The organism is Kribbella deserti (assembly GCF_042434725.1).
GTDB classification, from domain to species: domain Bacteria; phylum Actinomycetota; class Actinomycetes; order Propionibacteriales; family Kribbellaceae; genus Kribbella; species Kribbella deserti.
Genome location: NZ_JBHLTC010000030.1, coordinates 347,993 through 362,572, shown reverse-complemented (window position 1 = coordinate 362,572; position 14,580 = coordinate 347,993). Strand labels below are relative to the sequence as shown.

At 68.3% G+C, this 14,580-nt stretch carries 9 protein-coding genes; 5 read left to right on the top strand and 4 right to left on the bottom strand.

The genetic code is table 11. The features are described from left to right. Window positions 1-3: 3 nt before the first annotated feature. A complete protein-coding gene (locus ACFFGN_RS24410; protein WP_380051666.1) occupies window positions 4-3,597 on the bottom strand; it encodes a S8 family serine peptidase in 3,594 nt (1,197 codons plus the stop codon). A 427-nt stretch (window positions 3,598-4,024) separates the two neighbouring features. Here ACFFGN_RS24410 and clpB point away from each other — a divergent pair, with 427 nt between their 5' ends. From clpB to ACFFGN_RS24390, 4 genes are all read left to right on the top strand, one after another. After that, window positions 4,025-6,613: an ATP-dependent chaperone ClpB gene (gene clpB / locus ACFFGN_RS24405; RefSeq protein WP_380051664.1), complete on the top strand. Its 2,589-nt coding sequence runs from the start codon at window positions 4,025-4,027 to the stop codon at window positions 6,611-6,613. Window positions 6,614-6,855: 242 nt separating this feature from the next. Next, window positions 6,856-7,395, top strand: a complete 540-nt coding sequence (locus ACFFGN_RS24400; protein WP_380051662.1) for a hypothetical protein — start codon at window positions 6,856-6,858, stop codon at window positions 7,393-7,395. After that, window positions 7,395-7,793 carry an ArsC/Spx/MgsR family protein gene (locus ACFFGN_RS24395; protein ID WP_380051660.1) on the top strand — a complete coding sequence of 133 codons (399 nt, stop codon included), beginning with the start codon at window positions 7,395-7,397 and terminating at the stop codon, window positions 7,791-7,793. Before ACFFGN_RS24400 ends, ACFFGN_RS24395 begins: the two co-directional genes overlap by 1 nt. Window positions 7,794-7,868: 75 nt before the next feature. Continuing rightward, complete coding sequence (locus ACFFGN_RS24390) at window positions 7,869-8,804, top strand: GbsR/MarR family transcriptional regulator (protein ID WP_380051658.1); 936 nt, start codon at window positions 7,869-7,871, stop codon at window positions 8,802-8,804. Here the strand turns inward: ACFFGN_RS24390 and ACFFGN_RS24385 are convergent. The 3 genes from ACFFGN_RS24385 to ACFFGN_RS24375 all read right to left on the bottom strand — a co-directional run bounded on the left by ACFFGN_RS24385 (window position 8,801) and on the right by ACFFGN_RS24375 (window position 13,074). Then, the gene (locus ACFFGN_RS24385) at window positions 8,801-9,952 is read right to left on the bottom strand and encodes a pyridoxal phosphate-dependent aminotransferase (RefSeq protein ID WP_380051656.1); all 1,152 of its coding nucleotides are present in this window, start codon (window positions 9,950-9,952) and stop codon (window positions 8,801-8,803) included. The genes ACFFGN_RS24390 and ACFFGN_RS24385 overlap by 4 nt on opposite strands. 82 nt (window positions 9,953-10,034) lie before the next feature. Continuing rightward, the gene (locus tag ACFFGN_RS24380) at window positions 10,035-12,014 is read right to left on the bottom strand and encodes a glycosyl hydrolase family 28-related protein (RefSeq protein ID WP_380051654.1); all 1,980 of its coding nucleotides are present in this window, start codon (window positions 12,012-12,014) and stop codon (window positions 10,035-10,037) included. A 370-nt stretch (window positions 12,015-12,384) separates the two neighbouring features. Beyond that, window positions 12,385-13,074 (bottom strand): FadR/GntR family transcriptional regulator, encoded by a 690-nt coding sequence (locus ACFFGN_RS24375; protein WP_380051652.1) that lies wholly within the window; start codon window positions 13,072-13,074, stop codon window positions 12,385-12,387. Between the two features lie 202 nt (window positions 13,075-13,276). On the opposite strand from ACFFGN_RS24375, the gene ACFFGN_RS24370 reads away from it, so the two are divergent. Then, on the top strand, window positions 13,277-14,578 hold the full coding sequence (locus ACFFGN_RS24370) for an ABC transporter substrate-binding protein (RefSeq protein WP_380051650.1): 1,302 nt from the start codon (window positions 13,277-13,279) through the stop codon (window positions 14,576-14,578). Window positions 14,579-14,580 lie beyond the last annotated feature (2 nt).

Sequence of the window (14,580 nt, the reverse complement as noted above, 5' to 3'; positions counted from 1 at the left end):
ACGCTACTTCAGGCCGTAGGCACGGGTGATCTGCTGGCTCAGCTTGCTGCCGGCCACGTCACTCGCCTCCAATCGCAGCGACGGCGCCTTGCCCGCCTGACCGGCCGGATGCGTGACCGAGGTGGCGAACTTGGCTGGGCCGACCTTGGCCAGCGGCAGGCTGGTCCAGGTCTTGCCGTCGTAGGAGATCTCCAGCTTCGGCTTTGCGAACGCGGCCGTCGCGCCGGAGCCGTGCTGATGACGCAGGCCCACCGTGATGACGGCCGGGCGGCCCACCTGGACCTGGTTGAGGCTGTCGGCCTGCGGTACGTCCAGATCCGCCAGCACCAACGGCATCCGCTCGTCCGCGCCGCCGAAGGGCCGGAACGCCCAGGTCGACTTCACCTGGGTCGAGTACTTCCACAGGCTGTTCTCCCGGTTGGCGTCGAGCATGATCCGGTAGTCCGCTGCCTCCTCGGGGATCTGCACGAACAGTGCTGCCGTATCCGTCTCCGAGGCGATCTGCTCACCGTTGCGCTCGACCGTCAGGCTGCCGCTGAGCGCGTTGCCCCACGGACTGGTGAACAGCTCCGGCCCATGGCCGAACGGGCTCAGCGCCACCGCGAGCCAGTCCCCTTCCTCGCGGCCGACCCGGGCCATCCAGCTGTGGCCGGCGGGCAGCGCGCTGTTCGCGATCGGTGTGTTCCAGCGCACGGACTGTCTGGTCCCGGCACGGTGGACTCGTTCGAGGGAGTTCGCCTCCCACGCGTCCTCCGTGCCGTTGCCGTTGACGAGCATGCTGGCCCACTGGACGTTGTTGGCCAGCACGTACGACGTACGTGGCACGGGCGTCGCGAACGTCGGTACCAGCCAGCCGCCGAAGTTGCCGCTGAGCGGTGTCGTGGCGTGGCGGGTTTCCGACGTCGGCATGCCCGCGACGTGCGTGCCGAACACCTCGTCGATCCGGGCCAGCTGATGCGACCGGACCGAGGCGATCGCGTTGGCCGGAACCTGGTTCGCGTACGGCATGGCGAGGTCGTACAGCACGGGCGTGCTGGCGACGCCGGTGATCGTGACCGGGCCGCCCTTCGCGAGCAGGTCCACCGCGACGGCGCGAGAGGTCCGCATGGCTGGGATGACCGCCTCGCCACCCGTGCCGATCGCCCACCAGGGGGAGGTGCCGCCCAGACCTGGCCGGTCCGGGTTGTACAGCAGCGCGGCGGCGGCACCGGCGTCCTCGGCGGCCTTCGCCTGTACGCCGTTCCAGTCGTCGTAGGTGGACCGGATCAGCGCGAGTTTGCCGCGTACGTTGCCGAGCTCCTCCGGTTTGGCCGATCCGGCGTCAACGACCTCGAGGGTCTTCGTACCGGTGAAGCGCGGGCCGAAGTAGAAGTCGAGCACCGGCACGCTCTGACCGTTGGCCTGCGCGCGGTACGGCGGCAGTTCGAGCCGGGTAGCGACGCTGAATTCGCTCTGCCCGGCGGTGACCTTGGCCGTCGGGGTGGCGTAGAAGTCACGCGGTGCGCCGGTGGCCTCGACGCCGACACCACCGGCCCAGTTGCCGTTCGCCAGCTCGCGCATGTAGCTCATCCCGGTGGTTCGCGGGGCCAGGTCCTTCCGGTCTGCCACGTCGAGCTTGACCGGCTTGGCCAGTCGCGCGTCGAGGGTGATGGTGGTGTCCTTGGTCAGGTTGGTCTCGGGCCCGACCACGACGCTGAACTGATCCCGGCCGTGCTCGGTGGTGTTGTTCTCGTAGAACACCGTCGACACCTCGTACCGGCCCGGAGGGAGCCGGATGGTGGCCTTGCCGTTGACCATCCGCAGGCCGTCGGGGCCGAGGCCGGTCTCCTGACCGTCCAGGCCGTCGATCTTCAGGTCGGCGTTCGCCGGGCCGCCGTCGCGGTGGATGCCGTTGATGTTCAGGCTGTACACCTCGGCCTCGGCCAGCCAGCCGACCGTGGTGACGAGCGGGTCGGCGCCTTCGGCCGTCGCGGTGATCCGGCCGGACACCATGCCCGGGCCGTTCGCCGCACGATCGGCGGTGACGGTGACCTTGGCTTCCCCCTTCGCCGGTACGACGATTTGGCGGGCGCTCAGTTTCGGCGCTGCCGCGGCGGGGTTCGTCGAGGCGGCGAGCTGCAGGGTGACCGGCGCATCGCCCGGGTTGCGGTAGGTCAGCTCGCGGGTGACGACATCCTGGGCCGGGTAGGGCCAGGCCAGAACGCCCAGCTCGAGTTCGCCGGTGTCCACCGTCACGCCCGCGGCAGTCGACTGGTCGGCGTCGACGCGGCCCGCGCCCTGCTCGGTGACGGAGCTGCCCTCTTGCGGATCGGCCGTTGAGATCAGCCGGGCGCGGAGCTTGTCCGCCTTCCAGTCCGGATGCGCCTGCGCGATCAGGGCGGCGGTACCGGCCACGTGCGGGGTGGCCATCGACGTACCGCTCAGCGTTGTGTAGTGCTCGCCGACCGGCTGGCCGATCTGGCCCTCGGCGGCTTTCGCCGCGACGATCCCACTGCCCGGTGCGGAGAGCTCGGGCTTGAGGGCGTGATCACCCTTGCGCGGACCGCGGCAGGAGTCGAACGCCGCCTTGCCGTCCCGCTGCAGGTTGCCGACGGCCAGCGCGTGGTCGGCGGCGGCCGGAGAGCTGATCGAATTCGGCAACGGAAAGAAACAGTTGCCTGCGGCAACGACAAAGAGAGTGCCGGTGTCGGTGCTGAGCCGGTTCACGGCCAGCGAGAGGTCGTCGGTGCCGTCACTCGGCTGCTGGCTACCCAGGCTCAGGTTCACCACATCGGCGCCCTGGGCCACGGCCCACTCCATGCCGGCGATGATGCCGGCGAACGAGCCGAACCCGGTGTCGTCGAGCACCTTGCCGTTCAGTAGGTCGGCCTCGGGTGCGACACCGCGGTACTTACCGTCGGACGCCGCACCGGTTCCCGCGACCGTGCCGGCGACGTGTGTGCCGTGCCCGACCCGGTCGACCGTGTCGGCGGACTCGGAGAAGTTCGCACTGGCGACCACCTGGCCGGCCAGGTCCGGGTGGGTCGTATCGATCCCCGTGTCGAGCACGGCCACCTTGACGCCCTGCCCGGTCAGACCACGCTGCCAGGCGGCCGGTGCGCCGATCTGCGCCACGCTCAGATCGGTATTCGCCGTCACCCGGCGGTCGAGCGAGATCCGCTGGATCGTGCCGGCGACCCGCTCGGTGCTGCCCGGGGTGAGGGAGTCCCAGAACTTGGCCGCCGCGTTCTTCCGTACCGCGGCGGCCCGCGCGCCGATGCTGGTCAGCACTCGCGTCCGCGCGGCGCCGGGAAGGGCCGCCTGCTTGGCCCTGCCGACCGCGCTCGCGGGCGAACCGGCGTACCGGATGATGACGGGCAGGTTCTTGCTACGCGCGTCGTCGCGGTGTTCCGCGATCAGCGTGGTGACGTCGAACAGCGTGCGGTCGAGCTTGCCGCTGGCCACGTCCTGCAACGCGGCCGTCGGGGTGACGAAGGTATGACCGCCGGAGCGAGAGATGGTGGCGGCGTCGGAACGGCCACCGGCCGACGGGATGAACGTGACGCGTTCCGGCTGGCCCGGCCGGGTGGTGACCTGAACCTGGTCTCCGGTGATCAAAGTGATCTGGTACGACTTCCCGCCAACTGGTTCCTGCTTGCGCGGGGCCGCCGCGCTCGCTGGGGTTGAGGTCGATCCGAGTATCAGGGCTAAGCCCGCTAAGGGCGCGATCCATTTCGGTTGCAAGAGTCCTCCAGACAGGGCGGTGCGCGAGGGTGCTTCCGAGCTGAAGACGCCGCTGATACCCGAGGGGTTCTGCCGCCGCCCCAGCCCACCACCTATACGACTCCCGCCCGGTCAGCGGTTGCTCGACTTCCCCAGGCGGAGGGCGTTCGGGGATGAGGGGCGGGTAACACGGCGATTTGACCCCGGATGGCAGAGTTGAGTGGAATGGACTCAAGTCTCGGTACGTTGTTCCTGGTGAGCCCCGGTAGAGGTGGGCTCGAGGACTGTGGCTGGACGTGGCTGGAAGGAAGGGCCGGAACTGATGGATGTTCAACGGTTGACGACGCTTGCGCGGGAAACCCTGTCGGTGGCGATCCGTCAGACCTCCTCGGCGGGTAACCCGACCGTGGAACCGATTCACCTGCTGTCCGCTCTGCTGGCACAGCCGGAGGGCACGACGGTGGGCCTGCTCGAGGCGGCCGGAGCGGACGTGGACGGCGTCCGGCGGCGTACGGCGGAGCAGCTCGCGCGGTTGCCGCGTACGAGTGGTGGCAGCGTGCAGGCGCCGAGCCTGTCGCCGAAGACCACCGACGTGCTGAACCAGGCGGAGCAACGCGCCCTCGGGCTGGGCGACGAGTTCATCTCCACCGAGCACCTGCTGGTCTCGCTCGCGACCGTGGACGGCCCGGCCAAGTCGGCGCTCGAGGTGACCGCGGACGCGCTGCTGAAGGCGTTCGACGAGGCCAGAGGCAACCGGCGGATCACCTCGCCGGAGGCCGAGGGCACCACCAAGACCCTGGAGAAGTACGGCGTCGACCTGACCGAACGCGCGCGCGAGGGCAAGCTGGATCCGGTGATCGGCCGGGATTCGGAGATCCGCCGCGTCGTGCAGGTGCTGTCACGCCGGACCAAGAACAACCCGGTGCTGATCGGTGAGCCCGGCGTGGGTAAAACCGCCGTGGTGGAAGGCCTCGCACAGCGGATCATCGCGGGCGACGTACCGGAATCGCTGCGTGGGCGCCGGCTGATCAGCCTGGACCTGAGCGCGATGGTGGCGGGTGCCAAGTATCGCGGTGAGTTCGAGGAGCGCCTGAAGGCCGTACTGACCGAGATCAAGGAGTCGGACGGCCAGGTCATCACGTTCATCGACGAGTTGCACACGGTGGTCGGCGCCGGTGCGTCCGGTGAGGGCGCGATGGACGCCGGCAACATGCTGAAGCCGATGCTGGCCCGCGGTGAACTGCGGCTGATCGGCGCCACCACGCTGGACGAGTACCGCACCCGGATCGAGAAGGACCCGGCCCTGGAACGCCGGTTCCAGCAGGTGTTCGTCGGTGAGCCGAGCGTGGAGGACTCGATCGCGATCCTGCGCGGGCTCAAGGAGCGGTACGAGGCGCATCACAAGGTCGCGATCTCGGACAGCGCCTTGGTCGCCGCCGCCACGCTTTCGAACCGCTACATCAGCGGCCGGCAGCTGCCCGACAAGGCGATCGACCTGGTCGACGAGGCGGCCTCCCGGCTGCGGATGGAGATCGACTCGTCCCCGGTCGAGATCGACTCCCTGCGGCGTACGGTCGACCGGCTGAAGATGGAAGAGCTCGCGCTGTCGCGTGAGGACGACGCCTCCAGCCAGGACCGGCTGGCCCGGCTGCGTGCCGATCTGGCCGACCGGGAGGAAGAACTGCGCGCGCTCGAAGCCCGATGGGAAAAGGAGAAGTCGGGGCTGAACCGGGTCGGCGAGGTCAAGGAACGCATCGACGAGCTGCGCGGCCAGGCCGAGCGTGCCCAGCGCGACGGCGATCTCGAAACCGCCGCCCGGATCCTGTACGGCGAACTGCCCGAGCTGACCAAGGAGCTCGAGGGCCTCGCCGCGTCCGAGTCGGTCGAGCCCGGGCCGGACGCGATGGTGCACGACGAGGTCGGCCCGACCGAGATCGCCGAGGTGATCGCGATGTGGACGGGTATTCCGACCGGCCGGCTGCTCGAAGGCGAGACCGGCAAGCTGCTCCGGATGGAGGACGAACTCGCCGGGCGGCTGATCGGCCAGCGGACCGCGGTCAAGGCCGTCAGCGACGCCGTACGACGAGCCCGCGCGGGTATCTCCGACCCGGACCGTCCGACCGGCAGCTTCCTGTTCCTCGGTCCGACCGGTGTCGGTAAGACCGAGCTGGCAAAGGCCCTTGCGGACTTCCTGTTCGACGACGAGCGGGCGATGGTCCGGATCGACATGTCGGAGTACGGCGAGAAGCACAGCGTGTCCCGGCTCGTCGGCGCCCCTCCGGGCTACGTCGGCTATGAAGAGGGTGGCCAGCTGACCGAGGCCGTGCGGCGCAGGCCGTACTCGGTGATCCTGCTGGACGAGGTGGAGAAGGCCCATCCCGAGGTCTTCGACATCCTGCTGCAGGTTCTCGACGACGGCCGGCTGACCGATGGCCAAGGTCGCACGGTCGACTTCCGCAACGTCATCCTGATTCTGACCAGCAACCTCGGTTCGGCGTACCTGGCCGATCTGACCATCGACGACGCGGTCAAGCGCGACCAGGTGATGGCGGTGGTGCGGCAGTCGTTCAAGCCGGAGTTCATCAACCGGCTGGACGAGATCGTGCTGTTCGACGCGCTCGGCAGCGAGGAGCTGACGCAGATCGTCGGCCTGCAGGTGAAGGCGCTGCAGCGGCGGTTGTCCGATCGCCGGATCACGCTGCAGGTCGGCGAGGACGCGCAGGAGTGGCTGGCGCTGACCGGCTACGACCCGGTGTACGGCGCCCGCCCGTTGCGCCGCCTGGTCCAGTCGGCCATCGGCGACGAACTCGCTCGCGGTCTGCTGGCCGGCACCATCCGGGATGGCGACACCGTGGCAGTCAGCCTGAACGAAGCCAAGGACGCCCTCGACGTCCAGGCCGTTCAGGCCTGATCTGGGATCATCGACCCAGGACGCAACTTGCGTCCGCTGGAAGGATCGCCCCCTGATGAGTGAGCAGCATGAGTGACCAGCACGGGCCGCCCGACCCCGGCCAGCCACAGCCGGCCGACCCGGGTCAGCCGCGGCCTGAGTCTGACGCACGGCCGGAGTCTCAGCCGCGACCGGAATCGCGGCCGCAGTGGTCGCAGCCGGAGTCTCAGCCTGAGCGGCCGGGGCCTTATCAGGGGCCGGGTGTGTTCGGTCCCGGTGCGCTGGCTGGGGGGTCTGTCGGCGGGCAGCCCGGTGACGCCAACTCGGCGTACCCGGGTGGCGCTCAGCCCGGGTGGCCCGCGCCGGGCGCTCAGCCGGGTGGCTATCCCGGTGTGCCTGGTGGGTATCCGGGCTGGCAGGGGGCGCAGCCGACCCGGCCGCCACGGCAGGTCGTGGTGGCGTCGATCATCTCCGTCATCATCGGCGTGATGTCGCTGCTCGGCGCGCTGGTCGCGATGACCTCGGCCGGTGCGGAGATGGCGGCGACACTGGGTCAGCCCGATGCCGCGGGCATGCTGCCGGTGCTGTTCCTGATCTGCGGGCTGGTCTACATCGTGCCGGCGATCTTCCTGCACAAGCGGGCGCGGTGGGCCCGCATCGTGCTGATGGTGGTGGCGGCCCTCGGCGTACTGGGCGGCATCTTGTCCCTGCCGGCCAGCATCATCGGAATCGCCTTGCACATCGGCATTCTGGTGATGATGGTTCAGCCGCCGACCAAGCAATGGTTCGGGGTGCGGCACTGATGGAGATCTGGGTCAATCCGACGTGTTCCAAGTGCCGCAGCGCGACGGCGGCGCTCGACGAGGCCGGTATCGCGTACACGGTTCGCCGCTATCTGGACGACCCGCCCACGGTGGCGGAGCTGGCCGCCGTGGTCGAGCGCCTCGGCGTGGAGCCGTGGCATGTCGCGCGTCCGGACGGCCCGGCCGCCGAACAGCTGAAGGCGCTACCGCGCGACGAGGCGAATCGGCAGGCCTGGCTGGAACTTCTCGCGGCCAATCCGTTGCACATCCAGCGGCCGATCATCACCGCCGACGACGGTACGACGGCCATCGCGCGTACGCCGGAGGCGCTCAAACCGTTCATCGGCGAACCCGTGATCCGGCAGCCCCGCATCGATCGGCCCGGCCCACGTGACTGAACGCCCGGCCGGCAGCGGGCCGGTTTGTTGCGGCCTGCTTCGCGGGCGGCCGCTGGATGAACGCGCGGTGAGGCAATGCCCGGCGGCAGGCTGACCCAGCCGGACCGGCAGCGCATCGCCGCATTGCTGGCCGACGGCCTCGGTTATGCCGAGATCGCCCGGGAACTCGGCCGCCCGACCTCCACCATCAGTCGTGAGGTGGCCCGCAACGGCGGCCCCGGGAACTACCAGGCGGATCGGGCCCACCAGGCCACCGCACAGCGCGCCCGTCGTACCAAGCCGAGTCCGGCGCCAGGCACGGCCGCTGCAGCAGAGGATGCGTACGGGCGGGATGCCGAGGCGGCTCGGGAGTTCCAGGAGCAGTTCGCCGCGCTGATGGTGCAGACCGGGTTGCCGCGGATGGCCGCGCGCGTACTGGTCTGCCTGTTGACCACGGATGAGGGCAGTTCGACCTCGGCCGAGCTGGTGGAACGGCTCCGGGTGAGTCCGGCGTCGATCTCGAACGCGGTCGGCTATCTGGAAGGCCTCGAGCTGATCTACCGCGAGGCCGATCCTCGCAGGCGACGCGAGCACTACGTGATCTACGACGACGTCTGGTTGCGCACCTGGAAGGTCAGCGCGCGGCAGAACGCCCAGTGGGCCGAGACGGCCGATCGCGGTGTCGAGATCTTCGGCCCGGACACCCCGGCCGGGGTGCGGCTGGAGGAGATGCGCCAGTTCATCGGCCGCCTCAGCGAGGACATGGCAGGCGGTCCGAGTGAGTCGGCGCGGAACGACGCCCTGACCGTGACCGCCGCGCTTGTCCATGCCAGGACGGCGCTCACGCCGAGCCAGCTGGCTGCCGCGCTGGAGTGGCCGGCCGAGCGGGTCATCGAGGCCCTGCATGACGCCGAGTACAACCCGGACCTGGTCGATCCGGTCGCGCTCCGGCGTACCAGCTCAGGCGCCTACACGGCCGAGGCGCGCCCCGGGCGGCTCACCGATCTCCAGCTGAAGGCATTGAGAGGCTAGAGCTTGGCGAGGCGGGTCAGGGCTTCGTCGATGACCTCGTCCTGCTTGCAGAAGGCCCAGCGCACCAGCGGGCGACCGGCCTCGACGTTGTCGTAGAAGACCTGGTGCGGGATCGCTACGACCCCGGCCTTCTCGGGCAGCATCCGGCAGAACTCGATCCCGTCGGTGAACCCGAGCGGCCGTACGTCCGTCGTGACGAAATACGTGCCCTGCGGGCGGAAAACCCCGAACCCCAAGGCGGACAGGCCGTCGCAGAGCCGATCGCGTTTGGCCTGCATGGTGGCGCGGAACCCGTCGAAGTAATCGTTGCCCAGGGCAAGCGCTCCGGCGATGGCGGGCTGGAACGGCGCACCCGATACGTAGGTGAGGAACTGCTTGGCCGTGGTCACCGCCGTCACCACCTCGGGCGTTCCGGTGACCCAGCCGATCTTCCAGCCGGTCACCGAAAAGGTCTTGCCCGCGCTGCCGATGCTGACCGTGCGCTCGGCCATGCCCTCGTACGACGCCAGCGGGATGTGCCGGCCGCCATCGAAGACCAGGTGCTCGTACACCTCGTCGGTGATGACCACGAGATCCCGCTCGACCGCCAGTGCGGCGATACCGCGCAACTCGTCGTCGGTGAGTACGGTCCCGGTCGGATTGTGCGGCGAGTTGATCAGCAGCACCGTCGTACGGTCCGTGACGGCCGCCCGGAGTTCGTCCAGGTCCAGCCGGAAGTCGGGCGCGCGCAATGTCACCGGGACACGCTTGCCACCGGCCAAGGCGATACCGGCCGCGTACGAGTCGTAGTACGGCTCCAGGGCGATCACCTCGTCACCAGGCTCGACGTACGCCAGGAGCGCGGCGGCGATCGCCTCGGTGGCCCCGGTGGTTACGAGGACTTGGGTGTCCGGGTCGTACTTGAGGCCGTAGAACCGGTCTTGGTGGGCCGCGATCGCCAGGCGCAGTGCGGGAATCCCCCGGCCCGGCGGGTACTGGTTCGCGCCACCACGGATCGCCTGGATCGCGTCTTCCAGGATCGAGTCCGGGCCGTCGGTATCGGGAAACCCCTGGCCTAGGTTGACCGAGCCGGTACGCACGGCCAGGGCGGACATCTCCGCGAAGATCGTCGTACCGAGACCATGCAGACGTTGAGCCAGTTCACGCATACAACCGACCCTAGGCCATCTCCCGCGAGTGAGCGCGTCCAATCGCGGGAGGCAGGGCAGGCCGGCGGGGGTCGTGGGAGGGCTACCAGGTGGTGGGTGGCGGGGGTGGAACGACTACCGGCCGGTCCTCGCACAACATCGGTCCGGTGGCGCCGGTAGTCCAGTTGCCGTCGTTGCTGTCTCCGACCAGGCGTACGTCGAACTCAGGCGTTCCGTCGAACTGGAAGGTGCCGCAGTTGTTGACGAAGGGCGCACCCACGTTGCGCGCGTCTACGTTTTCGAAGCTGGCCCAGCCACCTACGCGGGCGTTGACCACGCTGGTACCGGTGCCGTCGACCTTGGCGTTCCGGACCACCACGTTGGTTACCTCGTACTGGTCCTTGACCGGCCAGTCCACGACGAACATGAACGCGTTGTACGTCGAATCCAGGAACGCGCTGTCAGTGATCTCGATGCGGGCGTCCATGTCCGACTGCAGCGCGTAGAGCCAGATCGCGCCGAGACCGATGTTCCAGTTGAGATCGCGCGGAGCGCCGCGCACGGTGGTGTTGCGCGCGAAGACCAGCTTGCCCTCGAACGGCGTCGAGGTGAATCGCGAACCGGCGTGCAAGGTGCTGCCCTCGCGAATCGGATCGGCCACCAGATTGTCCGTGACCGCGTTGTCCCGGCCGCCGTAGATCGCGATGTTGTTGGCCAGTACGGGGGTCTGGACCGTGTTGTGGTCGTAGACGTTGTTGTGGTTGACCAGGCCCCGGTCGTTCGCCTCGGACCACATCGCCAGCCCGTCGTCACCGCTGTTGCGAATGAAGTTGTTGGTGGCGCGGACGTGGGAGACCCCGAGGTGCAGGTTCAGGCCGTCGGCGATCGAGTCGACGATGATGTTGTCGCGAATGGTCAGCCCGCTCATCGGGCCGTCCAGCCAGATCCCGACCTTGGTGTGCCGGATGTACAGGCCCTCGATGGTCGAACCACCGCCGATCGCGCCGCCGATCCCGTTCACCTGGTCGGTGTCGATCCGTTCCCGCACGTCACTCTCGATGGCGAAGTCGGCCAGGTGCACGTTCGTACTGCCGCCGGCCTCGGCGTACTTGCCGTAGAACCCGGGGGCGGTGTGGATCGACTTGTCCGGCGCGGGCTCGGCCAGCGGTACGACCTTGCCCTTGATCACGGTCCACCAGTTGCCGGCGCCCTGGATCGTTACCTTGTCGACGACGATATGCCGGTTCACCTGGAACGTCCCGACGGGGATGAACACCTTCATTCGCAGGGCTTTCGCGACCGCGATGGTCCGCTCGATCGCGGGAGCCGCGTCGCGACGGCCGGTCGGATCGGCGCCGAAGGCCAGTACCGACAGGGAATTCCGCGGCTGCTTCGCCGGGGCCTGGACCAGTTCGAAATCGGCCAGGTCCAGCACGTACCAGTCAGCGGAGGTCTTGCCCGGAACGCGGAAGCGGATCCGGTCGCCCGCCTGGTAGGTCTTCCCGAGCAGCAGGCGTTGCTCGTCATAGAAGTGGTTCGGCCGGAACGGCTTCGCGACCGGATCCGGCTCCGGCTTCCACCAGCCGGGCTTCGGGTCCACGTTCGGGTCGTTGGAGAACGGATACATGCCGTACAACCAGGCGTACTGCGAGGTGAGCGTCATCGTGTGCCGGTGCCGCCCGTTCACGAGTACGTCGAGTGGCGCGGTGATGCCGCCACCACCAACGGCGTCGGGAATGCTGTACCGCAAGGTGAGGGCGTTCGCCGGCCGGGAAAGCGTGAACTCGACGTACTGGCCCTTCGTGGTGAGCCGCACCGCCGTACGACCCGACGCCTCGGCGGGCAGGGTGTAGGCCTCGCGGCTCGGGCCGATCCGCTCGCCCGTGGTGACGGCGTTCTCGGCCTCTTGCTCGACGAAGGCCACGTTCGCGCCGCGGCCTTGCACGAGGGCCGGGTCGAGTCCGGCGCGGGTGATGACCGGGATGGGTGGAGCGGCGGAAGCGCTGGTGCCGGCACTGGCCAGCACGGTGGTCGCGAACACGGCGGTCGACGCCAGCACGGCGATCTGACGGCTACGGGACATGGACGGCCCATCCCTCACAACTAAAAGCGGCACGCACTCCACGCCCGCCACCCGGACCATACGCACCATCACACCCGCCTGCAAGATCTCAACACCACCCCGCAATTTCCCAACACCCATCCGCCCCCACCCAGGCGTGTCGCCATTCATCAGACGCTTGTGACGCGGCGTGTCGGGGTTCATCGGACGCTTGTGACCAGGCGTGTCGCCGTTGATCGGACGCTTGTGACCTCTGCTGGCGGCAGGCCTTGGATTCGGGCTGGCACGGAAGCAGCTGGTCGCTTGTGCCCAATTGGTCACAAGCGTCCGATGAACCCCGACACGCCGCGTCACAAGGGTCCGATGAACCTCGACACGCCGCGGGAGGTGGTCAGATTTTGGGGGTGGGGCGGAGGGCTCGGAGCCAGAGTTCGGTTTGGGCGATGTGGGCGGAGGCGGCTGTGGCCGCGGCGGCGGGGTCGCGGGTTGCGATGGCCGCGAGGATCGCGCGATGGCCGCGATCGCTCGTCTGCTTGATCGCGTCGAACTCTTCGCCCGGCTCGAAGATCCGGTAATGCCCGCCGCGTCCTCGGATCACGCCGGTGAGCGCCGTGACGGTCGGATTCCCGCCGGCCCGGCAGATCGCGCCATGGAATTCCGCGTCCAGTGCCTGGATCTCCGCCGCGTCGGTGGTCGCCTCGAGCTGATCGAGGATCGCGCCGAGATGGGCCTCCAGCTCCGGGTCTTGCCTCGCTGCCGCCGCGGCCGTCGCGTGTGACTCCAGCACGCGTCGTACCTCCAGCAACTGCAGAACGCCTTCGAGTGGAATCAGCTCCACCGACAGCGAGAACCGGCTGATGATCTCCGCCGGATCCAGCGCCGACACGTACGTGCCGGAGCCGTGCCGCGACTCGATGACGCCAAGCGCCGCCAGTGACCGGGCCGCTTCGCGCAGGGAGCTCCGGGAGACGCCGAGCCGGTCACACAGCTCGGGCTCGGGCGGGAACTGCTCGCCCGGCCCGATGGCACCGGACGCAATCATCTGCCGTAGCCCGGCCAGGGCCTTGTCCGTCGCCGCCATCCGGTCCACCTCCACTCTCGAGCCTCGTCACCATATCGCGTTGACGAGGGTAAGTCCTCAGACCACTATCGGTCACCTTGTGATCACATGGCTACCCAGGAAGCGCAAATCTGGTTAGTGTGCTGAGACGGCACGCAGATTCATCAGATGTCCGATGGGTTCCCCCGCACCCTGCGCGTCGTCCACCCGGAGGAGAACAAGCATGCGGTACCGACCAGTGAAGTTACTCGCAGCTCTTTCCGTGGCCGCCTTGGCAGTGACCGCCTGCGGCCCCGGCCCGGCCGAGAGGGCCAGCGAGGGCACCACCTTGCAGATGGTCGAGAGCCTGACCAACCCGACCCGGACGGCTTTGCTGAAAAAGCTGATCGCCGACTTCGAGAAGGCCAACGCCGGGATCAAGGTGCAACTGATCTCGCCGCCGACGAACCAGGCCGACCAGAAGATCCAGCAGATGCTGCAGTCCGGTAAGGGCGTGGACGTGCTGGAGGTGCGCGACTCGACCGTAGGCCCGTTCACCAGCAACAAGTGGATCTACGACATGTCCCCGGAGTTGAAGGGCTGGGAGGGTCTCGACGCCCTGACGCCCAACGCCCTCAAGGTGGCGCAACAAGGCGGCAAGTCGTACATGGTGCCGTACGGCTTCTACGGCCTCTCCCTGTTCTATCGGAAGGACCTGATCCAGCAGGCCGGTTTCAGCGGTCCGCCGAAGAGCTGGACCGACCTGGCCGAGCAGGCGAAGAAGATCAACGACCCGTCCAAGAACCGCTACGGCTACTCGTTCCGCGGCGGCAAGGGCGCGAGCGGTAACGCGATCGCGGTCATCTCGGCGTACGTGATCGACGAAATCAACCGGGACAACGCGTTCAAGCTCACCAACGGCAAGACGATCTTCTCGTCGCCGAAGGCCGTCGACGCGCTCACGACGTACCTTGACCTGTTCAAGACGGCCTCGCCGCCTTCGTCGGTCAGCTGGGGCTATCCCGAGATGGTGCAGGGCTTCACGTCCGGAACCACGGGATTCCTGCTGCAGGACCCGGAGGTCATCGCGACCGTCAAGGAGTCCAAGTCGATCAAGGAAGACCAGTGGGGTACGGCGCCGCTACCGGTCGGTCCTTCCGGTAAGGCCGCCCAGCCGCTGGCCAACGCCGGCTGGGGAGTCGCCGAGGGCAGTACGCATAAGCCCGAGGCCGTGAAGCTGGTGAAGTTCCTGACGTCGGGTGACGCGGCTATGACGTTCTCCAAGGAGAACAGCCTGGTTCCGATCCTCAAGAGCGCCGCGGACGACCCGTACTTCAAGGACGGCCCGTGGGCGTCGTACGTCGCCATGAACGAGTCGCCCGACACATACATCGTGGTGACGCAGCCGCGCGGTGTCGCCTGGTCCACCGAGTGGGAGAACAAGGCCGACAGCGAAGTGCAGAAGCTGATCACGGGCAAGGCCCAGCCGGCGGAGATCCTCAAGGGCTGGGACGAGTACTGGACGAAGAAGTGGGCCGGTAACTGATC